Here is a 21,549-nt window from a genome sequence, read left to right as displayed (position 1 = left end):
GACGTTCAAAAGAATGGCGCTGTATGTTAGGAAAACTAACATAGCGCCTTATTTTATGTCGGAAGGAACTTGTAAATATTCATTGATTTCTATGGCAAAGAATAGTAATATGATAGAGTAAATTTATTTTTATAATGTTAATTTTATGAAAAAATAATGTGAAGACCAATAAGTGAGGTTACATAAAATGGTAAGCGACAGAACTTATTTAAAAGTAAGGGGCGGCAAAGCATTAAGAGGAGAAGTTAAGGTAAATGGTTCCAAGAATTCCATACTAGCTTTAATACCCGCAATGTGTCTGGGGGAAGGCGAAGGAACACTTAATCATATAACTGATATATCAGATATCGAGGCAATGCAGGGGATATTAGAAGAAATAGGTGTTAAAATGCACTGTGAGAATAATGCAGTAAGCATTACAGGTAATATGGAGTATTCAGAATTAAGTAAGCTGTATGTTCCAAAAATCAGAGCTTCGAATTTATTCTTAGGTGTTTTATTAGCCAAATTCGGGAAAGCCGTAGTACCGGTATCCGGTGGAGATAAGATTGGTAATCGACCAATTGACATCCACTTATATGTATTTCGTAAATTTGGTATTCAGGCCGAAATTGAAGATGGATATGTAAAATGTGAAGCAACTCAGTTTCCTTATAAAGGACAGAAGATATTTTTAAGGTTTCCAAGTGTAGGTGCAACGGAAAATGCCATGCTGGTAGCAAGTGCAGCTGAGAGCGAAACTGTTATTTATAATGCAGCCATGGAACCGGAAATCGTGGATATGGCTATCTTAATGAACAATATGGGAGCAAAGATTACAGGTGCAGGTACTCCTGTGATTCACATAAAACCTGCGGCAAAGAAATTAAGCAGGACGGTACATGAAGTTATACCGGACCGCCTGGAGGTTGGAACATTTTTATTTATGATTGCAGCAACGAAAGGTACCGGGATAATAAGAAATGTAATACCTGAGCATGTTATGTCGGTTATTACAATATTGGAAGATTCCGGTGTAAAAGTAGAAGTTACCGATAGTGATATCGCAATTGATGCTTCAGATAGCAACCTTATGGCCATTGACGTGGAAGCTTTACCTTTTCCTGGTTTTCCTACAGACCTGCAGCCCTTTGCAACAGTCTATGCGCTAAGATGTAATGGGAAATCCACAATAAAGGATGCTGTCTTTCCGGTTCGATTCAACCATCTATTTGAAATCCGCAGAATGGGTATGACTTATGAAAGTGTTCATTCCCAGGTTACACTTAACGGCGTTCAGAAACTGACAGGCACCACCATGACTGGAACAGATATCAGAATGTGTGCGTCTCTGGTAATGGCAGCTCTGGTAGCAAAGGGAGAGTCCAGAATCTATGGCTTGGAGCATATCCTGCGAGGATATGATAACTTCTTTCAGAAGTTAAAGGATTTAGGTGCTGATGTTGCAGTGATAGAGGAAGAAACAGAAGAAATAGCATTACCGAGATTAAATGTAATGAATAATTGATTATAAGAGTTAGCTTACTAAAATAACCTTAAAAGAAGCTCTGTCACTTTCTTAAATCTGTCGGATAACAGTATAGCCGGAAAGAGACAGAGTTTTTTAAAAGGAGAATTAAGGTGGTCTTTTAATATGGATATAGCAGTTCTTTCTGACATTCATGGTAATTATATTGCACTGGAACGTTGCCTGCAGGAGGCATTTTCAAGAGGTATCGGTACCTTTTTCTTTCTTGGGGATTATATCGGAGAATTGGCATATCCGGAAAGGACAATGCAGCGATTATATGAGTTAAATGAAAATTATCAATGCTACTTTATCAAAGGAAATAAAGAAGAGTATTGGTTAAATTACCGGGCGGAGGGTGAAATTGGCTGGAAGGACCAAAATTCCGGCAGCGGAGCGTTGGTGTATGCCTATAGTTGCCTTACGGATAGAGATCTAGAATTTTTCTCTAAACTGGCCCCAACCCAGGAAATCCTAATAGATAAGATGCCAAAACTTTGTATCTGTCATGGTTCACCCTTTAAAGTAAATGAAAAGCTTTCACCGAATGACAGCAGAACAATTGAAGTGATGGAAAGTGTGAAGACACCAATTATATTATGCGGTCATTCCCATGTTCAGGGTAAGATTGTACATAAGGACAAGCGTGTTCTAAACCCCGGATCAGTTGGAGTACCGATATATAGTGAAGGAAAGACCCAGTTTCTGATACTTCATAATGAAGACGTCATAAGAGGTGCTAAGAAGAGTGCTGATGTTTTACCTGAGCAGCAGGAGCAGTGGCAGGAAGAGTTTATAAGCCTGGATTATGATTTTGAAAAGGTTATCGATGAAATGCAGGAAGTAAAACTCTATGAACATGCTCCTTATTGGTGCGTCATAACAGAAAGCATATTACGGGGAGGAAATATAACCCATGGAGACATTTTACCGAGAGTGACAGAACTTTGCAGGCAGGCAACCGGAGAGTGTGTATGGCCGGATATTCCCGAAGAATATTGGGAACAAGGTGTTAGAGAAATGCTGGGGATTTAATAAGCATTACATAAGTTCAGGTAGGTATTACAATAATCATCATATTAGTATTATTAATCGTAAAAGTGTGAATGGAGGTTAGGATATGAAAGAACTTAGCAAGAAGTCCTTTGAAGAAATTCAATTATGGATGTACCGGAATGCCCGTCCTTTGGAATTAGCCATATGGCAATATGAATTTGAAAATGGTAGTAAAGAGAAGGTATTAGCAGCCTTGTCAAAATATCAAAATGAAGACGGAGGTTTTGGAAATGCTCTGGAACCGGATTGCTGGAATCCAAATTCATCACCCTATACAACACTGAATGCCATCGATAAATTAAAGAATATAGATTATTCGGACATAGAGCATCCCATCATACAAGGTATCTTCAAATTCTTAGAAAGCGGACTACATAGTAATGAAAGCGGATGGTTCTTCAGTATTCCAACAAATAATGACTATCCTCATGCGCCTTGGTGGAACTACGACCCTGATGCCAATGAATATGAAAGTGTTGGTGTATCCGCAGGAATCGCTTGCTTTATCCTAAAATATGCAGATAAGAATTCTAATATATATGAAAAAGCTACTTTTATAATCGATAAGTTAATCGGCAAGTTAAGTGAAACAGGTAAATATGGTGATATGGGAGTGGGTGGGTATTGTGAGTTAATGGATACATTGCCAAAACTTTCCTTATCGAATCGTTTCGACCTTACGTATCTTTCAGATAAAGTTAGAAGACTTGTTTATGATTCTATTGAGAAGGATGTATCCAAGTGGTCGTCATATGGAAAAACACCTTCCAGTTTTATACTCTCACCCGAAAGTTTATATTACAAGGACAATGAAGAACTGCTATTAAAAGAACTGGATTATATCATAGAGAAACGGCCTGAGAATGGAGTTTGGGGAATTACCTGGAGCTGGTTTGAAAATAATGAGATATATTCGAAAGAGTTCGCAATAGCTGAGAACTGGTGGAAAGCAGATATAGCAATTGGGAAACTTAAGTTATTAAGAAGCTTTGGCAGACTTGAAAGTGTCCTGCAGTGATAATATCAATATATAGCTTTAGGAAGAAGAGTATTAATTTTGCACTGAAACCAGAAACGGCAGTAGTCTATTCTATTGCCGTTTTTATATTATATTAGTTTAAAGTGTAAATAAATCTTAATAAAAATAAACGTGAAATAAGGTTGATAATAATTTGAATGTCTTGTAGAATGAAGTTATGGTAATAACATCCAATTAAGAAAGAGTTTGAGGAAGTGTATCATGAAAGGATTGAATGTAAAGCTATGAACTCTATTATCATAAATGAGAAGAATTTCATGACGGTTTCTGATAATATTGCAGCAGATTATCACAAGCATTGGCTGCTCCAATTATTTCTAACCGGCCAGAAGGATTTTAGCATTGATGTTAATAGACAACATATTATATGCAGGTCTATATTAGTAAACCTCGATACACCTCATACTTTTAATAATGCAGGAGATACCTGCTTTACTATGCTGATTGATCCGACAACGGAGCTTGGACGCAGGATGATGGGGGTGCTGATGAACCAGCCCTACTATCTTTTTTCTCCTGATGAAACTAAAGCGATGCAATCGAATTTACAAAATATTCTTATACAAAAAAGTAAGGATGCCTATCTAACATTTGTACAAAGCCTTCTTGTTCAATTTTCTAATTGTTATATTGAAAAGATGGATGAACGAGTAGTAAAAGTTTTGGATCTATTAGATGAATGTGTGCATGAAGACGAGAATCATCAATTGAAGTATTTTGCGGAGAAACTTAACCTCTCTGAAAGCCGGCTGGCGCATTTGTTCAAAGAGGAAACAGGTATTCCTTTAAAGAGTTATATTGTTTTGCATAAACTTCAAAAAGCCTATGAGTTGATAGGAAATGGCGAAAGCATAACGACTGCTGCTCTCAATGCCGGTTTTAACAGTCCGTCTCATCTTGCATATACAAATAAAATGGTGACAGGAATGTCTGCAACAAATATCCTGAAAGATAGCGAGTTTTTAAAAGCGTTCTGAGGTGAATTCTGATAAAGTGTAATCAAACAAAAAAGGAGGATTACACTATGACAAAATATTTGCAAGCAACAGAAATGTTGAATTTTCACCACAGTTCTATACAGAGATTGATTGAAGAAAAACAATGGGCGAAGGAAGACGATTTTCAAAAAATACGTAAAATCTATAATTATGTTCGTGATGATATCAGATTTGGTTATAACACGGATGATACCATTTCTGCTTCTGAGGTGTTAAAGGATGGTTATGGACAATGCAATACCAAGGGAACGTTATTTATGGCACTTTTGAGGGCTGTTTCAGTACCTTGCCGGATTCATGGCTTTACGATTGACAAAAGTTTGCAAAAGGGTGCTATGACCGGTCTACTTTATAAGCTTGCACCTCAAAGTATTATTCATAGCTGGGTTGAAGTTCAATTCCAGGATCAATGGTATAACATAGAGGGATTCATACTGGACAGTAAATACTTAAGTAGGCTTCAAGATAAGTTTTCTGACTGTACAACAAGCTTTTGCGGATATGGAGCAGCTACTGATAATTTCCAAAATCCTCAAGTGGACTGGAATGGGAATGATACGTATATTCAAAAAGAGGGTATAAACCATGATTTTGGTGTATTTCATTCACCTGATGAATTCTTTATGCAATATCAGCAACAGCTGTCACCATTAAAGAAATGGTTTTATAGAAATATCGGGCGCAAACTTATGAATCGCAATGTTGATAAAATTCGTTCCTAATTTAAGAGCATTGTGTTGAAAAATTCGCTCTTAATTTTAGAGAATCGTGTTTTTCTAAAGCGTAAAATTTATAATTAGGAGAAGCAAAGAAATGCTGACACATAAAATTATTGGTAAAGATTCCTCTGAAAATTTTACGAAAGAATGTATTGGATGCCGCGGCTTTCTTATAAAAGATAATAAGATATGTATTATTTATGAGCAAAATACAGGCTTTTATCAAATACCCGGCGGAGCTTTAGAAAAGGGTGAAACTCTTGAAGAGTGCTGTATCCGTGAAATAAAAGAGGAAACCGGATGTGATGTAATTGTAAAGGAACCAATTATTAGAATTGATGAGTTTTATGGGGAATGGAAATTTACAGGTTATTATTATATGTGCAAAATCAAGCAGTATGGTGAACGGCAATTAACAAAAGAAGAAAAGGAAAATGGCGCTGTTGTGTTATGGTTAAATCTCGAAGATGCTTTTTCTGTATTTGGAACCTATAAAGAATATGAAACTCTTGAACCGTGCAAATATGGAGGTTTCTATAGAGAGTATATGGCTTTGAAATTAATGAATATGGTTTTACAAGAAAAAATCAAGTAAGTCACGCAATTCAAAGCAAAGAAGTTATGTATTATCGGGGGAAGATTCTATGTTAAAAATTAAACATAAATCAATTATTATAATTGGTCTTATCATTCTAATAGTTTTTTCTATTACGGGATGTAAAAAAACTGAGAAGAATACACCAAACAATACAACTGCTCCAACATTAACAATGACACCAGAACCGACAGAAACTGTCACTCCCAAAGTAAACCTTGAACCTGGAAAGATGGAGCCTTCCAATGCTCCGGCGCAAAGCGGAGAAGCTTCAACCTCAAAGCCGGATGAGAGTTGGATAAAGGCATATTACGAATATATTGTTAATAATAAATCACTATATGACCCATATCTCTTGCTGATCGATCTGAATTTTGATGGGATACCGGAATTATTTAACATCTCTATAGCAGAAGGCAGTCAGGCATACCGAAACGGAATAACATATATGAACGGAAGCGTTAGTTCTATTAAAAATGATAATATGGATGTTTCTGTCTTTGTGGGTACGATGACAAACGCAAAAAACGAGCAAGTATGGTATACCAGGTATTATCCCTTCGGCCTGCATAACGCGGCTGGCTCAGAAATAAACTGCAATAGTTATGACTGTTCTGATTTGTTTAATATCACAGGAGACAATCTTTTTCAGATAAGTTTTACGAATACAAACTCGGATGTTCCAGAAGCTTCTTCCGTTAATGTGAGTATTTTAGAAAAAGGTAAAAGTATAAATATTACACCACAGAATAAAAAAACTATGATTAATTGGTATCTTCTTGATAAAAGCTCTGATTTTGCTTCTGATTGGTATAATAATCAAAGCTTAACGGCTGAGGAAATGGATTCCCTATTGCCCCTCGCACAATTTGAAGCAGCTTTGGATATAAAAGAGCAAAAATCAATCAATATTGATTTAAATAAATGCTACAACTCAGCAAGTGAAAAAACTTCACTAGAGTACAAACTTTTTTATAATCAGGCGGTAAGCTGGTATAATGATAAACAAATAAAGCAGTGGGATTATTTTCAGTAATATTTAATCTGCAACTATTTAATGGGGGAATCTATAAATGAGCGGTAGTATAAATGTTCAAGGATATCTTTACAACTAGAGGTTTTAAGGAGGATGTTTTGATGGTCAAGATACTGACGAGTGGATTTTCCGATGAATTTCCAAAGGATTTTATATTACAGCTAAGATCGTTTATGAAATCAGACATGATATTCGCTTTTATAGCATCGGAGTTTGAAAATATATATGAAAAAACAGATTGGTATTGTAAAAATTTTTTAAAGATGTTTTCGGATGCTGGAATACATTTTTCAAGGGCAGATGTTATAGACAGCAGGGTAACAGATGAAACAGCCCAGGCTATCGTAAAAAGTGCAGATGTAATCTGGCTTGCAGGTGGAGATACACCTATTCAGTATGCTTATCTGAAAGCTTATGGTTTGATTCCCTACTTAAGAGAACATAGAGGTGTGATTATCGGAATGAGTGCCGGCTCCATCAATATGTCGAAAACCGCAGTTTGTTCAGTAACTTGCGGACATTCCAAACTTGATATATATGAAGCTCTTGGGTTAGTGGAATTCTCGATTGAACCACATCTGGATGTCAATAATATCTCAGAAGAACTGTTAATGCTTTCTGAAAAGTACCCATTATACGGAATATGTGATGATGGTGCTATCATATGCACAGAAGATAATACCTCGTACATAGGAGATATTTTCTTAATCAACAACAGGCATGTAAGTCGAATGATGTAAGTTAGTAATAATGTTCTTACAAAAGCGGGGGCTGAACAATGAGTGATTTTGGGTTTAAGCAAATGCAAGCAATACAGATAGAATTACAAGAAAAATATAAAGAAATATGGGGTGGTTTATCTCCGGAAAAGGGCAGAGATACTTTGCTATGGATGATAATTGAAGCTGGAGAAGCCGCAGATATCATTAAAAAGGATGGAGATAAGAAGATAGTTGAGGACATAGAAGTACGAAATCATTTTATTGAAGAAATGTGTGATGTTTTTATGTATTTAAATGATGTAATGCTCTGTTATAACATCACGCCGGAGGAATTGGAAAAGATATATTTGGATAAGCATCAAAGAAATCTAAAACGATGGTAAATAGGAATGGAGTTTAAGACTATGAATCACAAAGGTACAGTAAGGCTTGAAACAGAGAGGCTTATTTTAAGGCGGTTCATCATAGAAGACCTTGAGCAGATCTTTTATAATTGCTGGAGCGATTTTGAAGTATGGAAATGGACATCCTATCAACCTATGCAGAATGTCAAGGATGTTATAGATACTGCAGAAATGTTTACTGATAAGTGGCTTGGTGCTTACGAAAGACCAAATCGGTATAGTTGGGCTATCGAACTCAAAGCTACCGGGCAAGTTATCGGCAGGTTCTTTGGAATGCATCCTGATGATTATACAAATCAGATAGAGCTGGCCTATGAACTTGGACGTAGTTGGTGGAATCAAGGGCTTATGACGGAAGCTGTGAAAGCAGTTATAGATTTCTTTTTTAATGAGATTGGTTTTAATCGTATATATGCTAATCATGCAGGCCCAAACATGGCCTCCGGAAAAGTTATGCAGAAAGCCGGATTGACCTATGAAGGTACAATGCGGCAAGCTTGCAAATGTAATAACGGTTTGTTTGACAAAGTTAATTATGCTATTATTGCAGATGATTACATCAAATCTGAAAAAATAGTATTTGCTGGTAATTATGAATAATCAATTAGTGTTTAATGAAAAGATATGAAGGGATTACAGAAGATGGCGATAAAAGTATCTGCGATTGAAACAATCAATACATTGAATGCAATATTTGAGAAACATCCCAATGAGAGGATTTGCGTTTTAGGAACTACCTGCTGTGGTAAATCAACATTACAGGAGCAAATTCCTGGTACGGTGGATATGGATGAGGCACTATGGCCGCAACTGACGAAGGAAGAGGAAGCATATATCTGTCAGAAACCCTGGACCAGGGAAATAGGAGATTTTACAAGAAAGCTTGTAAAGGAAAGAGTATCAATAAAAGCCGGACATCCTTTGTTTTCACTGATCCTTATAGATTCTGATGTGCTTGTATATCTTGATATAAGTGATGAGCTGCTTGCAGAGCATTGCAAAAAAAGGGGAAGCAATTTTCAGGACGCAAAAAATGTTAAGAATGCCATTGAAGAGACCTGGAACAATCAAAGAGAAAATAGTGAAAGAGTATTTTACTATTTATATATTACGGAATAACTACATTAAAATAAAGATTATATGGAGGTATTATATGAGAATTGAAAAAGCCACACCGGAGTCACAGGGTATTTCTTCATCCGCTATATTGAATTTTTTAAACAAAGTAAATGAGCAGGGCTTCGAAGTCCATTCTTTTATGCTGCTCAAGAACGGTAAGAACATAGCTGATTGCTGGTGGAAGCCTTATGGAGCAGAGTACAGGCATCAATTGTTTTCTCTTAGCAAGAGCTTTACATCGATTGCAATCGGATTGGCAATAGAGGAAGGTTACTTAACCACCGAAACGTTGATTGCCGACATCTTCACAGATGAAATGAAGGAATTAGGGGAGAAGGTTGATGAAAAAATCAAAAGAATGACTGTGAAAAACCTTCTTACAATGGGAACAGGAATGACTTACGAAAACTGGGATTGGGAGGGCGAAAAACCGAATAATATATTGGGCTTTTTAAGCTCTCATGTAAAAAATGAACCAGGTAGTGCGTTCTTTTACAATACCCTTGCTACATATATGTGTTCTGCCATCATTACCAGGCTGACAGGGCAGAAACTTGTGGATTATCTTATGCCAAGACTGTTTGAGCCCTTGGGAATCGACCCTGTATGGGATGAAGATAATCTGGGAATTTCTTTTGGCGGTTTTGGGTTAAATATCAAAACAGAGGACATTGCCGTATTTGGTCAAATGCTGCTGCAAAAAGGAAAATTTGGTGGTAAACAGCTCGTACCTGAGAGCTGGGTGGAAGAAGCAACCTCCAAGCAAATCAATAACGGCGATGAAGCTGATAATGATTGGAGTCAGGGGTATGGCTATCAATTCTGGAGATGCGTTCCTGATGGTGTATATCGTGGGGACGGTATGTACGGGCAATATTGTATCGTTATGCCAAAGCAAAATTCCGTAATTGCTGTAACCAGTAACGTTGATATGGGTAAATTTATGAAACTTATTTGGAGTGACCTTCTTCCGGAGCTGGATGGCACTGAGGCCTTACCAGAAAATGCTGATTACAATAAATTAGTTGAGTTTGGAACACGGCAGACACACTTAAAGGTGAACGAAAACGCTGAACTCTATCCAACTTTTAGAGCAGCTTACAAATTTTCCTCCGAAGTATCCAATGAACTAAAATTAAAGAAAATCAGCTTTGATTTTGAAAATGGAGAATGCCTTGTTGCATTTTACGGCGATGAAATTCATCAGCCTGTATATGTAATCCGCTTTAAACAGAATCAATGGCTGGAGACGGCTAAGCCCTTTTGGGAACAAGGTTCCTATTATAGAGCGGTTTGCTATGGTGAGTGGAAGAAGGAAGAATTTGAAACAAATATCTGGCACTATGAAACTCCTGTTAATACAAAGCTAAGATTCATCTTCAGTGATGAAAGAAAATGTCTGACGATGCATTTTAAGTCAGAGCAGGAACGAGAACTTGTATTTGACAAAATTTAAGTTCTATTTTATGAAAGGGGTTTACCCTTACGAGGATATAATATGTCTAAGATTGAACTTATCGATATTACATCAGATAACTGGATAAATATATGTTGTTTAAACCCTGGGAAGGAAGGGAAAGATTTTGTAGCATCAAATTCGTTTTCTCTTGCTCAGTCCTTCTATGAAAAGGGATGGATAACGAAAGGAATTGTAAATGATAACTTGCTTATTGGATTTACTATGTTCGGATATAGTGAAGAAATGAAAGCATATGAGTTATGCCGTTTTATGATTGATCAGAAATTCCAAGGATTAGGGTATGGTAAAGAAGCGTTAAGGGCTATTCTAAAATTTATGTTTAACTGCTTTCACTGCACAGAGATATTTCTTAGTACTGCTCCGAATAATAATAGAGGGAAGCATATATATGAGAAGATTGGATTTGTTTCCACAGGCGAGAGCTGCGGTGAAGGAGACGATGTGGAAGAAATATATTGTCTGAATCAATTCAATATGAGCTCTCTGGAATAGATAGATAATGATTTTAGAATATCCATCAGTATTATATGGAAGGATTTAAAGAATGGCTAAATATGAACGGAGATTGAAGGGAAACTTCAATGAATTATTAAATTGGCTGCATAATGATATTATGAATGGAAGTTCCTCGGTAAGTTATGAGGACGGCAGCGATATAAGAATGGGTGATGCCAATGTGGCTGTACGGGTATATGAACGTTACAGTATGACAGGAGGTAACCGTGTAAGTATGAATGTCACTGTAACAGGTGCCGGTGAGGAGCTCTTTGTAAGCGCTATCACTTCTGGAGGCAGTCAGGCAGTGTTCTTTAAGTTAAATACCATCGGGGAAGAAACATTTCTGGAGTTATGCAGCAATTCGGTAGAGAACTATATTCAAAATCGATAATAAATGAAATGTCGCAATTTTAATTATGAGAACTAAAAGACATGGATATCGAAGCTTATATGAATAAACTTTATTCCTGAGATTTTACAGTTTCGAATGCTATTACTACAGGAGACAACGTATGGAGCATAGTACAAAAGTAATTTCAACAATAAATGAATACTGTTTGAAGCATGCTGGGGCTTATGAAGCAAGGCCATTTGGGGAATATCCTATTTGCTATAAGGTCATGGGGAAAATCTTTGCACAATTCAATTCAGAAGAAAAGTTTTATAAGATAACATTAAAATGTGAGCCGGATAAAGCAAGCTTTTACCGTCAGATTTATCCGGAAATTGTTACTCGCGGATATCATTGCCCTCCGGTCCAGCAACCATTTTGGAATACCGTTAATTTGGATGCTTTTCTTGAAATGGATGTATTATTTCAGATGATTGATGAAGCCTACGCTGCTGTAACGAATCAATTCAGTAGAAAAAAAAGATCAGAATTATTAAACTTGGCGGAAGTAGAATTTAAGGACACAGATGGGCAAGATTCAGATTTTGTAATGCTTTGCAGCAGACTGGATAGTACCCTTGATGAAATTGTTGGCGGACGACTGCAGAGAGTTCAATATCATCAGTATAATCAATTAGATAACATTCATGATGTAATTGTAGCGTATAAGGATGGAAAACCGGTTGCCTGTGGCGCTTTTAAAATGTATGACGAAGAACATGCAGAACTAAAACGAATCTATGTAGATGCATCCCATAGAAAAATAGGCTTAGGCTCAGAATTAATTCGGAGATTAGAAGCGAAAGCAAAAATCAAAGGATATAGATGGTGCATTCTAGAAACTGGCAAAGCATTAGAAGCTGCTTATAATATGTATAAAAAAGCAGGATATAAAGTAATACCCAACTACGGACAGTATGCGGATATGGCAGATTCCGTCTGTATGGAGCGAAAGATTTAACAGATATATAAGATACAGTTCTAATAATCTTTGAGGAAGGAGCACCTGGATAATGTATACTTCAATATATACGAAAGAAATTCCTGTTTTATTAAAACAACTTGCAAATACGACAGAAATGCAGAGGTTATCTGACGTTGGTATGCATTGCGGCTGTGAATATGCTAATTTTCCAATTTACCGGAAGGCAGGTGCTCCATACTCCAGGCTAAAACATAGTATAGGTGTTTCAATGATTGTTTGGAATTTCACCCACGATATCAGACAGTCTATAGCTGGGTTGTTCCATGATATAGCAACACCTGTGTTTGCACATACAATTGATTTCCTGCAAGGTGATCATCTTGTGCAGGAATCAACGGAAGATAAGACCTTATCTATAATAGAAAATTCAAAAGAAATCACAGAGCTTTTGAGATTACATCATATAGATATTGCGGATGTTAGTGACTATCACAAGTATCCGATAGCAGATAATGATACACCTATGCTTTCTGCAGACCGCTTGGAATATACCCTTGGGAATGGGTTCTGTGTGGCTGATTGTAAAGTGGAAACACTTAACCGCTTATATAAAGACATAACAATCCTTCATAACGAGCATGGAATCGAAGAATTAGGTTTTAGAACTATTAATGCTGCCAAAGAATTTATAGAAATTTCATTGTTTAACTCTCATTTTTTTGTGTCCGACGAGGACCGCTTTTCCATGGAATATTTAGCGGATATTATACGATCTGCTATGAATAGCGGAGTTATAATGCAAGAAGATTTCTATTTAACGGAAAAAGAAGTAATAAAGAAGCTGATGAAAGATAAAAGACTATCCAAGATGTGGATGAATTATACTGAATTATCAGCAGTTGCATCTTCTACAGAAAAACCAGCCAACCGGTACTGTGTAAACGTTTCAGCCAAAAAGCGGTATATCGATCCGTTGGTTTTAATAAATGACAGCGCTAAAAGGCTCTCAGAGCTTGATAATAGTATACATGAGAATATACAAACATTTTTAAATCTGGATTTTGATAAATGGCTATACGCGGCTAATCCTTGTCAGAGTGATACTGTCAATAATGGGATGAACTAAACTTTCTGATAAGGTTTCTATAAGGAAATACAATCTAAAAGATATACTGATATAGTCGAAGGACTATATCAGTAATTGGAAAGCATTAAGGTAATATTCAAATATGGCTAAATACGAACAAAACTTGAAGGGAATATAAAAATATGGCTAAATACGAACAATATTTGAAGGGAAACCTTAACGACCTAATTACTTGGATACATAAAGATATTACAAATAACAATTCTTTGGTAAGCTTTGGTGATGGAAGTGATATTAACTTGAAAGATTCACGGGTAGCTGTCCGAGTATATGAACGCTATAGTTCTTTTGGAGGCAGCCGTGTAAGTATGAATATTACTATTACAGAAACAGGCGAAGAATTGTTTATTAGCGTGATAACCTTAGGCGGTACCCTTGGAGGATTCTTTAAAAATACTATTGTGGAAGAGAGATTTCTAAAGTTATGTAAAGAATCTGTTGAGAACTATATTCGTGAGCAGAAGTAATAATCCAGATAGTAGTATTTTTAGTTAGATAGTTCCTGCTTTTTAATCTAAAGTAGAAAGTTCGTTATGAATAAATTAAGAATCAATTTAGAATAGATGAGGTAGTTATGATACTCCGAAAATATAGACCGAGTGACTGTGCCGATATGGCAAAGTTATTTCACGATACAGTGCACAAAATAAATGCAAAAGATTATTCAAATGAGCAGCTTGACGCTTGGGCGTCAGGAAATATTAATTTAGAAGCATGGGATGCCTCTTTTTTGGAGCACAATACTTTTATTGCTGAGATTGATGGAAACATTGTAGGTTTCGCTGATATGGATAATACAGGTTACTTAGACCGGCTCTTTGTACACAAAGATTTCCAGAGTATGGGAATTGCGACAGCATTGGTCAATGAATTAGAACAGAGTGCCCGAGCATCGGGTATTTTTCGATTTGAAACCTATGCATCCATTACTGCCAGACCATTTTTTGAAAAACGAGGCTATATCGTAGAATTTGAAAACCAAGTTATACGAAAGGGTATAACGCTGGTGAATTATAAAATGGTTAAGCAAAGTTATTAATATTCAGTTCAACGCATTAGTAATATTAGGATATCTTACAAGGAGGGAATAGAATGAAAAATATATTTATCGGTTTCATCTTTATTTTTTTGGATTTTCATCTGAGCTTAGGAAGTTCAAAGATCGGTCTGATACCGGATTTTGTAGGATACATTATTATGATTAATGGATTGGCAGAAATGTCAGGTCAAAGTATGCGGTTTATGAAGGTTAAGCCATATGCAAGTGGTATGGCAGTTTATTCAGGTCTTCTATACTTATTGGATTTAATGGGTATTTCGGTGTCTCTTGGTGTATTAACTTATATCTTTGCAATCATTTCAACTGCTGTATCTCTTTATATATCATATAATATTGTCATGGGGGTTATAGAGGTGGAAGAAAAATATAACGTCCGTCTTAATGGGGACAGTCTTAAATCTACCTGGACTTTTATTGCTGTATTAGATGTACTGTCATTTGTGCTGCTGTTAATACCACCGGCAGCATTTATTTGTATGATACTATCTTTTATCGCAGCTATTTTCTTCCTCTTTGCTTTTAATAATTCAAAGAATCTGTACTATAATTTAGGATAATTACCTTTTTCGAACATATTGAAAAGGCTGTTTAGAATGAATTTAATATAGTAAGCCAATAATATTGATAATTAAGATTTGAAACTTTACGAAACAGAAAATAGTGAGCAAAAGGAAACGAAATAATGATAAATGAAATTCAAGTAGTAGAAAATGCTTTTGTTTATATAAAAGAAATTTTTAGGGGAGATAGTAGCGGACATGATTATTACCATAGTGTCCGAGTTTATAATAATGCTTTAAACATAGCACATAAGGAAGGCGGTGATCTTTATTTCATCAAGCTTAGCGCCTTATTACATGATGTTGATGATAGAAAATTATTTGATACCGGTGACAATTTAGAGAATGCACGAAAGTTTTTAACTGATAATGAGGTGGATGAAACTACAATTGAGAAAATATGTAAAATCATAGCGGCAGTATCTTATAAAGGAAGTGAATCAATAATCCCTGATAGTATTGAAGGAAAGATCGTTCAGGATGCAGATAGATTGGATGCATTAGGTGCCATTGGAATTGCAAGAACATTTGCATATGGCGGACATAAAGGGCGACAAATACATGAGCCATTTGAGAAACCACTTGAAGATATGACCGCCAAAGAATACGAACAACACGAAAGTACCAGCATTAATCACTTCTATGAAAAACTCCTGAAACTAAAGAATTTAATGAATACAGATACTGGGATATTAATTGCAGAAAATCGACATGCATATATGGAAGAATTTCTTGTTAAGTTTATAGATGAATGGAATGGTAAATAAACGTTAATCTAAGGATTTAAGATTATCAGAAAAGTAAGAAGGGCCAATAAATGAAACGTATTGCAATATTATCCGATACTCATGGTCTTTTACGAGAGCAGGTTATGGCTGAACTTGCTGAAGCAGATTGCTCTATTCATGCAGGAGATATCAACACCCCTCTTATTATTGATACCCTTAGGCAGTTCGGAGAAACCTACATAGTACGTGGAAACAATGACAGAGATTGGGCTGAAAACCTGCCTAAGAGCCTAACTATTACAATTGAAGGTGTCAGGTTCTTCATCGTTCACAACAAGAAAGATATACCCCAAGACTTAACAAATGTTGATGTAGTGGTCTTTGGTCATTCGCATAAATATTCTGCGGAAATTATTGAGGGAATATTGTTTCTAAATCCAGGCAGCTGCGGTAAACGGCGTTTTGACTTGGAAATAACAATGTGCCGCATGACAGTGGACACAGGGCAATATCAGTACGAAAAAGTAACAATTCTCCATCCATGAAGCCAGGGAAATTAATAGATTTAATATAGCGAGGGATAAAGAAAAGAGGTACAGATTTATGAATTATAGAATTGTTCCATTTGACAAAACAATGCTTCATTTACTGCCACATCCCCAGCAACCCTTTGACATTATCGGAAGGCTTGTTCCAATATACGATGGTATAAAGTGGAACACGACAGAATATTTACTGGATATAAAAAGAGAAAAAACCTATCCCAATGATTCTTTTGATCCAAGGGAGTATATTAATAATCCTGAGCAAGTGGCTTTTCTTGCACTGATTGGTGATGAATGTATAGGCAGTATCAGGGTCTGCAAGCGATGGAACGGGAACGCTTTTATTGATGATCTTGCAGTTGACCGCGAATATCGCGGACTAGGAATCGGATGCAGGTTAATGAATGCAGCTGTACAATGGGGGAAGGACAGAGGACTTTGCGGTGTATCTCTTGAAACACAAGATTGGAATCTGCTTGCTTGTCGTTTTTATCTTAAGTATGGCTTTAAGCTTGGAGGAATTGATACAAAAGTATATACAAATCCGTTGTATAGGAAAGAAACTGCATTATATTTTTATATGTACTCTTCAGAGAAATCTGAACTCTAGAGAAGAATAGGAATCTTAAAGTGGCAATGTGTACATTATAGGAAACCTTTATACCGATAAAATTGAAAGCGAAGGTAGTGCATCTATGATACCATTAAGAGAAGAAGCAGAAATAGAATTACAATTAGCAGATAGATTAAATCCCGGACCATGGATAAATCATTGCAGAAATGCTGCCAAAGCGGCTGAGGCAATTGCGAAGCATTGTGGGCTGGATGTAGAGAAAGCCTATGTACTCGGATTGCTCCATGATATTGGAAGAAGAAACGGACCTTCGGCCGTAAAACATACAATAGATGGGTATCGTTACTTATTATCAAAGAATTGGGTCGAGCCAGCAGAAATATGCCTGACACACTCCTATCCAACCCAAAACATTAATCATGATATTGCTAAGATGGATATTACATTGTCTGAACACGAGGAAATGGAGCACTTTATTCAGAATCATGAGTTTAATGATTATGACAAACTAATTATTTTATGTGACTCCCTTGCATTTCCGGATAGACTTTGTATTTTGGAACAACGGTTTGTAGATTCCACCATGCGATATGGCGTCTTTCCATTTACAGTTTTACGATGGACTGCTACTTTTGAAATAAAGGAGTACTTTGAAGCGAAAATGAATTGTTCTATCTATGATATACTTCCGGGAATAAAGGAATCTATAAGATAATCATTTTCACTTTTGATTTGGGAATCTACGAAGGTGCATTACATGGAGGTAGATATTATAACTAAAAAAATGAAATTGGAAAGGCAGTCGTATATAACTGTGATGCTGTAAAATGTACGGATATCATCCGGGTATTTTGGGAAAAGACAGATCATGATTTGTGTATGAAAGAGGAAAAAATCTCAAAAGCTTATTATCAGGATTTTAGGATTTAAAGCATAAGAAATATATATAAAAATAATGTGATTTAAAATTGAATAGAAGAAAATCCTTGCTGGACAAGATTGATAAAGTACATTTTTTTGGAATGTACTTTATTTTTTTAACTTTGTTTTTTCGAATAATAATGTTCATTTATGAAGACAGAGTAAAGTTTCTAAAAAAAATCATACCAATAATTGACAAAGCAATAAATATAGACTATAGTTATTATTGTCTATTATAATTGTAAACATATGAAGGGAAAGTTATATATGAGCTATGATGAATACTTTTGGAAGGCTTCCATTTTAGAGTTAAAGCAAGGTTATTACTATAACAATATGAATAAAAAATTTACCTGTTTGATTTGCGGAAAAAGCTTCGAAAGTGGAGTGATTTACCCTGCTGAAAACATATTATATACTGCAAAGAAAGCTGTTGAAGCCCATGTTACAGAAACTCATGGTTCTATGTTCGATTATTTATTGAATATGGGCAAAGTCTACACTGGCTTAACGGAACATCAAAAAGAATTGATGAGTATGTTTTATAAAGGGTTTACGGATAAGGAGGTTGTTGAAATGACAGAAGCTACCAATACCTCAACTATCCGAAATCAAAGGTTTGCATTTAGAGAAAAGTATAAACAAGCAAAAATAATCGTGGCAATGACTGAGTTACTTGAAGAAAAGAGAGATAGTAACAGGATGGACAATCTAAATGTGAATGAAAATAAAAAAGATAACCTTATTGATATTCACAGAACCGCTACGATGATAGATGATAGATATGCAATCACCCAATCTGAAAAAGATGAGGTTTTGAAGAGATATTTTAATATAGATGGTCAATTGATAATCAAGACCTTTCCTGCCAAAGAAAAGAATAAAATAATAATATTACAGCAATTAGCAAAAGAATTTGACCAAAATAAAATTTATTCTGAAAAAGAAGTTAATGCAATAATCAAGAATTATTACGATGATATTTCAACTATTCGACGATATTTGGTCCAATATGGTTTTTTGGATAGGAAAACAAATGGTGAGGGGTATTGGGTAAAACAATAATGATAGAAGGAGATATTAATATGAATCAAATTTGTAGATTGTCTTTATGCGAACAGGATTTATACGGAAGTAAAGCATATGTTTTAGGTCGGCTTTTTGGAGATTTCAATGTTCCAAAGGGGTGTGCCTTATCCACTGAATTTTACTCTGCTTTTATGAAAGAAAATGGCTTTACCTATTCATTTGATGATTATAATGGAAAAAATGAAGAAATACAGGAATTTATTACCGCTTCTAACTTTAGTAAAATACAAATAAAGGACATCCTTAAAACATTAACAAGTTGTGGATTGAACAAAGAAAACCAAACATATGTCGTTCGTTCATCAGCCACCTGCGAAGATCTGCAAAAAAACAGTATGGCTGGTATACTTGAATCATTTATTAATCTACAAAATATTGATGAAGTTCTTACAAGTATTAAGGAATGTTATAAGTCGTTGTTTTCTGAACGTGCCTTATCGTATTATGAAATGAATGATTATGATTTATCAAAGATAAAGATGAGTGTCATTATACAGGAATACATTGAAGGACAATTCTCTGGGGTCATATTTACGACGGATACTAAAAATTATGATACAAACAGTACTTATATCAATTATGTTCAAGGGAAATGTTCTGATTTTGTTGATTCGAATACACAATCATATTTTATCAAAATGGATAAAAGCACGATGAAAATAACGGATACGAATCAACCAAAAGAAGGAGAATGTCATCTGCCGGATGAAATAACAAAACAATTATTATTAACTGCTGTGGAAATAGAAAAAAAGCTTGGTTATCCAGCAGATATTGAATGGACCTACGATGGGAAAGATATCTATATTTTACAAGCTCGTCCTATCACAACAATGAAATTTGAAAGATTTACATATGAAGCGACGGAAGATGATAAAAAATATAGATGGTTTCTAGCCGAGCAATATCCAATATATCCACTGCTTGAGGATTTTTACCGTATGAGTTTCACCCACAGAAAAGAGGGGATTTACAGAACGGGTTATGGTTCACAAAATGCAGTTATAAAGCAGTTAAATGGTTACATGTATATTGGTACAGGTGGTATGCAAAATGAGAGGGAATTACGAGAAGCTGCTATAGCCAGGCTAAAACTCCTAGCTGATAGGAATCTTGGCATTTTTCAAGATGAGTTACTCCCAAAGATTCTTATAATGAAAACACAGATGGATAACTTCATGGAAAAAGAGTTGACGGACTATGAAGTTGCTGATTTTTTGAGTACCGCCCTTAACTATAGCAATTTCATAGATTCAGCCCATTGGGAATCCGTTCTTGGAGAAGAATATATTGAGGAATTTCATCATTATCTGGAAAAACTGGATATAGATATAAACACAGAACAACTTTATAATCTCATTTACTGTAAAACCATAAAAAATAAAGAAAGAGAAATGCTGCTTAACATTTCTGATTTCTTTAAGGAACATATAGAATGCACTCGTATTCTTCATAGTTCAGACTATCCCTTAATCGTATATGAAAGATTAAAGTATTCAGAGAACTGGATAGAACTCGAAAAGCTAATCGGTGAATATATCAAACTTTATGGTATGCAAAATGCTGGTCCAAAAAACAATCCTGCAAATAATCTAAGGGAAAAACCATATTATATTATTGATAAAATAAAGTCATCAATGCAACAGGATGGAAACTTATATTATTCGACTATTTCTATGATACAAATGAAAAAAGAAGAAGAGAAAAGTCGTATACTTCAGTTAATACCGGAAAACAAGAAAAGTGAGTTTTTAGAAAAGTTATGCTTAGCAGAAAAAACCTTTGCTTCCATTGATAATCATCATTACTACTGCGAAGATAGTTCATGGGGATACCTTAAAATGGCAATATCATTTGCAGGGAGTCGCCTTGTAGAATTAGCGACGCTTAGTAATGCAGATGATATATATTATCTAAAATTTGATGAAATTTTCAAATCGTTACAGAATGAAATTACCTCTGTTGATATCTCCGGTAGAAAAGAAAAGTACATGAAACAAGAAAAGATGATACCACCTCAACCATTATTTACGGTTCATGATACTGAAGAGAAAGAACCCTCGACTGCACCCTCCACTGGTACCGAGGTGCAAATGGTTGCTGAGGATTCAAAGATAATTTTAAAAGGACTTTCTTCTTTAAATAGAACTGTAAAAGGTAAAATATTGATTGGTCATTGTATTCCTAAGCAGATAGAAGAAGAGTGTATTCTGGTTGTTCGGAATGGGCATGGTAATGATCTGTTTCCGGTCGTCGGAAAGGTAACAGGGTTGATTGTTAGTGGTGGCTCACCTTTTGACCACATGGGAATTATTACCCGTGAAATGAACATACCTGCAATTTATTATGTAAGCAATGCATTCGAAGTTCTAAAAACAGGAGACACTGTTATATTAAATGGTGAGGAAGGAACAATTTCAGTTATCTAATGAATTC

Annotated in this window: 25 protein-coding genes; all 25 read left to right on the top strand. The window is 35.6% G+C overall.

Translation table 11 applies throughout. The features are described from left to right. The first annotated feature begins 187 nt into the window (after positions 1-187). Positions 188-1,507 carry a UDP-N-acetylglucosamine 1-carboxyvinyltransferase gene (murA, locus tag bsdcttw_RS13540; RefSeq protein ID WP_185255392.1) on the top strand — a complete coding sequence of 440 codons (1,320 nt, stop codon included), beginning with the start codon at positions 188-190 and terminating at the stop codon, positions 1,505-1,507. Between the two features lie 126 nt (positions 1,508-1,633). Further along, positions 1,634-2,542, top strand: coding sequence for a metallophosphoesterase family protein (locus bsdcttw_RS13535; RefSeq protein WP_185255391.1), 909 nt, complete (start codon positions 1,634-1,636; stop codon positions 2,540-2,542). 85 nt (positions 2,543-2,627) lie between these two features. Further along, positions 2,628-3,581, top strand: a complete 954-nt coding sequence (locus tag bsdcttw_RS13530; protein WP_185255390.1) for a prenyltransferase/squalene oxidase repeat-containing protein — start codon at positions 2,628-2,630, stop codon at positions 3,579-3,581. A gap of 215 nt (positions 3,582-3,796) precedes the next feature. Then, positions 3,797-4,579: a helix-turn-helix domain-containing protein gene (locus tag bsdcttw_RS13525; protein ID WP_225903652.1), complete on the top strand. Its 783-nt coding sequence runs from the start codon at positions 3,797-3,799 to the stop codon at positions 4,577-4,579. 47 nt (positions 4,580-4,626) lie between these two features. Then, positions 4,627-5,322, top strand: a complete 696-nt coding sequence (locus tag bsdcttw_RS13520) for a transglutaminase-like domain-containing protein (RefSeq protein ID WP_185255388.1) — start codon at positions 4,627-4,629, stop codon at positions 5,320-5,322. A 91-nt stretch (positions 5,323-5,413) separates the two neighbouring features. Continuing rightward, positions 5,414-5,914: an NUDIX hydrolase gene (locus bsdcttw_RS13515; RefSeq protein ID WP_185255387.1), complete on the top strand. Its 501-nt coding sequence runs from the start codon at positions 5,414-5,416 to the stop codon at positions 5,912-5,914. Positions 5,915-5,963: 49 nt separating this feature from the next. Further along, a complete protein-coding gene (locus tag bsdcttw_RS13510) occupies positions 5,964-6,950 on the top strand; it encodes a hypothetical protein (RefSeq protein WP_185255386.1) in 987 nt (328 codons plus the stop codon). Positions 6,951-7,051: 101 nt separating this feature from the next. Then, positions 7,052-7,690, top strand: a complete 639-nt coding sequence (locus bsdcttw_RS13505) for a Type 1 glutamine amidotransferase-like domain-containing protein (protein ID WP_185255385.1) — start codon at positions 7,052-7,054, stop codon at positions 7,688-7,690. 38 nt (positions 7,691-7,728) lie between these two features. Next, the gene (locus bsdcttw_RS13500; protein ID WP_185255384.1) at positions 7,729-8,055 is read left to right on the top strand and encodes a nucleotide pyrophosphohydrolase; all 327 of its coding nucleotides are present in this window, start codon (positions 7,729-7,731) and stop codon (positions 8,053-8,055) included. Between the two features lie 21 nt (positions 8,056-8,076). Next, on the top strand, positions 8,077-8,676 hold the full coding sequence (locus bsdcttw_RS13495; RefSeq protein WP_185255383.1) for a GNAT family N-acetyltransferase: 600 nt from the start codon (positions 8,077-8,079) through the stop codon (positions 8,674-8,676). A 42-nt stretch (positions 8,677-8,718) separates the two neighbouring features. Next, positions 8,719-9,195 (top strand): DEAD/DEAH box helicase family protein, encoded by a 477-nt coding sequence (locus bsdcttw_RS13490; protein ID WP_185255382.1) that lies wholly within the window; start codon positions 8,719-8,721, stop codon positions 9,193-9,195. Between the two features lie 34 nt (positions 9,196-9,229). Then, positions 9,230-10,651 (top strand): serine hydrolase domain-containing protein, encoded by a 1,422-nt coding sequence (locus tag bsdcttw_RS13485; RefSeq protein WP_185255381.1) that lies wholly within the window; start codon positions 9,230-9,232, stop codon positions 10,649-10,651. Between the two features lie 42 nt (positions 10,652-10,693). Continuing rightward, positions 10,694-11,167 carry a GNAT family N-acetyltransferase gene (locus bsdcttw_RS13480; protein WP_185255380.1) on the top strand — a complete coding sequence of 158 codons (474 nt, stop codon included), beginning with the start codon at positions 10,694-10,696 and terminating at the stop codon, positions 11,165-11,167. Between the two features lie 52 nt (positions 11,168-11,219). Then, positions 11,220-11,564 (top strand): DUF6054 family protein, encoded by a 345-nt coding sequence (locus tag bsdcttw_RS13475; RefSeq protein WP_185255379.1) that lies wholly within the window; start codon positions 11,220-11,222, stop codon positions 11,562-11,564. 121 nt (positions 11,565-11,685) lie between these two features. Next, a complete protein-coding gene (locus tag bsdcttw_RS25065; RefSeq protein WP_225903651.1) occupies positions 11,686-12,525 on the top strand; it encodes a GNAT family N-acetyltransferase in 840 nt (279 codons plus the stop codon). Between the two features lie 52 nt (positions 12,526-12,577). Then, positions 12,578-13,615 (top strand): HD domain-containing protein, encoded by a 1,038-nt coding sequence (locus tag bsdcttw_RS13465; protein WP_185255378.1) that lies wholly within the window; start codon positions 12,578-12,580, stop codon positions 13,613-13,615. A gap of 143 nt (positions 13,616-13,758) precedes the next feature. After that, positions 13,759-14,103, top strand: coding sequence for a DUF6054 family protein (locus bsdcttw_RS13460; protein ID WP_185255377.1), 345 nt, complete (start codon positions 13,759-13,761; stop codon positions 14,101-14,103). Positions 14,104-14,210: 107 nt separating this feature from the next. Beyond that, positions 14,211-14,675 carry a GNAT family N-acetyltransferase gene (locus bsdcttw_RS13455; protein ID WP_185255376.1) on the top strand — a complete coding sequence of 155 codons (465 nt, stop codon included), beginning with the start codon at positions 14,211-14,213 and terminating at the stop codon, positions 14,673-14,675. 53 nt (positions 14,676-14,728) lie between these two features. Then, a complete protein-coding gene (locus bsdcttw_RS13450; protein ID WP_185255375.1) occupies positions 14,729-15,253 on the top strand; it encodes a hypothetical protein in 525 nt (174 codons plus the stop codon). Positions 15,254-15,378: 125 nt separating this feature from the next. Next, positions 15,379-16,023: an HD domain-containing protein gene (locus tag bsdcttw_RS13445; protein ID WP_330602191.1), complete on the top strand. Its 645-nt coding sequence runs from the start codon at positions 15,379-15,381 to the stop codon at positions 16,021-16,023. 50 nt (positions 16,024-16,073) lie between these two features. Then, positions 16,074-16,529: a metallophosphoesterase family protein gene (locus bsdcttw_RS13440; RefSeq protein ID WP_185255374.1), complete on the top strand. Its 456-nt coding sequence runs from the start codon at positions 16,074-16,076 to the stop codon at positions 16,527-16,529. Between the two features lie 58 nt (positions 16,530-16,587). Further along, positions 16,588-17,139 carry a GNAT family N-acetyltransferase gene (locus bsdcttw_RS13435; protein ID WP_185255373.1) on the top strand — a complete coding sequence of 184 codons (552 nt, stop codon included), beginning with the start codon at positions 16,588-16,590 and terminating at the stop codon, positions 17,137-17,139. Positions 17,140-17,167: 28 nt separating this feature from the next. After that, positions 17,168-17,818 carry an HD domain-containing protein gene (locus bsdcttw_RS13430; RefSeq protein ID WP_225903650.1) on the top strand — a complete coding sequence of 217 codons (651 nt, stop codon included), beginning with the start codon at positions 17,168-17,170 and terminating at the stop codon, positions 17,816-17,818. 473 nt (positions 17,819-18,291) lie between these two features. Continuing rightward, on the top strand, positions 18,292-19,089 hold the full coding sequence (locus bsdcttw_RS13425) for a DUF2087 domain-containing protein (RefSeq protein ID WP_185255372.1): 798 nt from the start codon (positions 18,292-18,294) through the stop codon (positions 19,087-19,089). Beyond that, positions 19,074-21,542, top strand: a complete 2,469-nt coding sequence (locus bsdcttw_RS13420; RefSeq protein WP_207726402.1) for a PEP/pyruvate-binding domain-containing protein — start codon at positions 19,074-19,076, stop codon at positions 21,540-21,542. Before bsdcttw_RS13425 ends, bsdcttw_RS13420 begins: the two co-directional genes overlap by 16 nt. The last annotated feature ends 7 nt before the right edge of the window (positions 21,543-21,549 follow it).

The organism is Anaerocolumna chitinilytica (assembly GCF_014218355.1).
Classification (GTDB): domain Bacteria; phylum Bacillota; class Clostridia; order Lachnospirales; family Lachnospiraceae; genus Anaerocolumna; species Anaerocolumna chitinilytica.
Note: the sequence above shows the minus strand (reverse complement) of the source record. Positions and strands in the feature narration are given on the sequence as shown.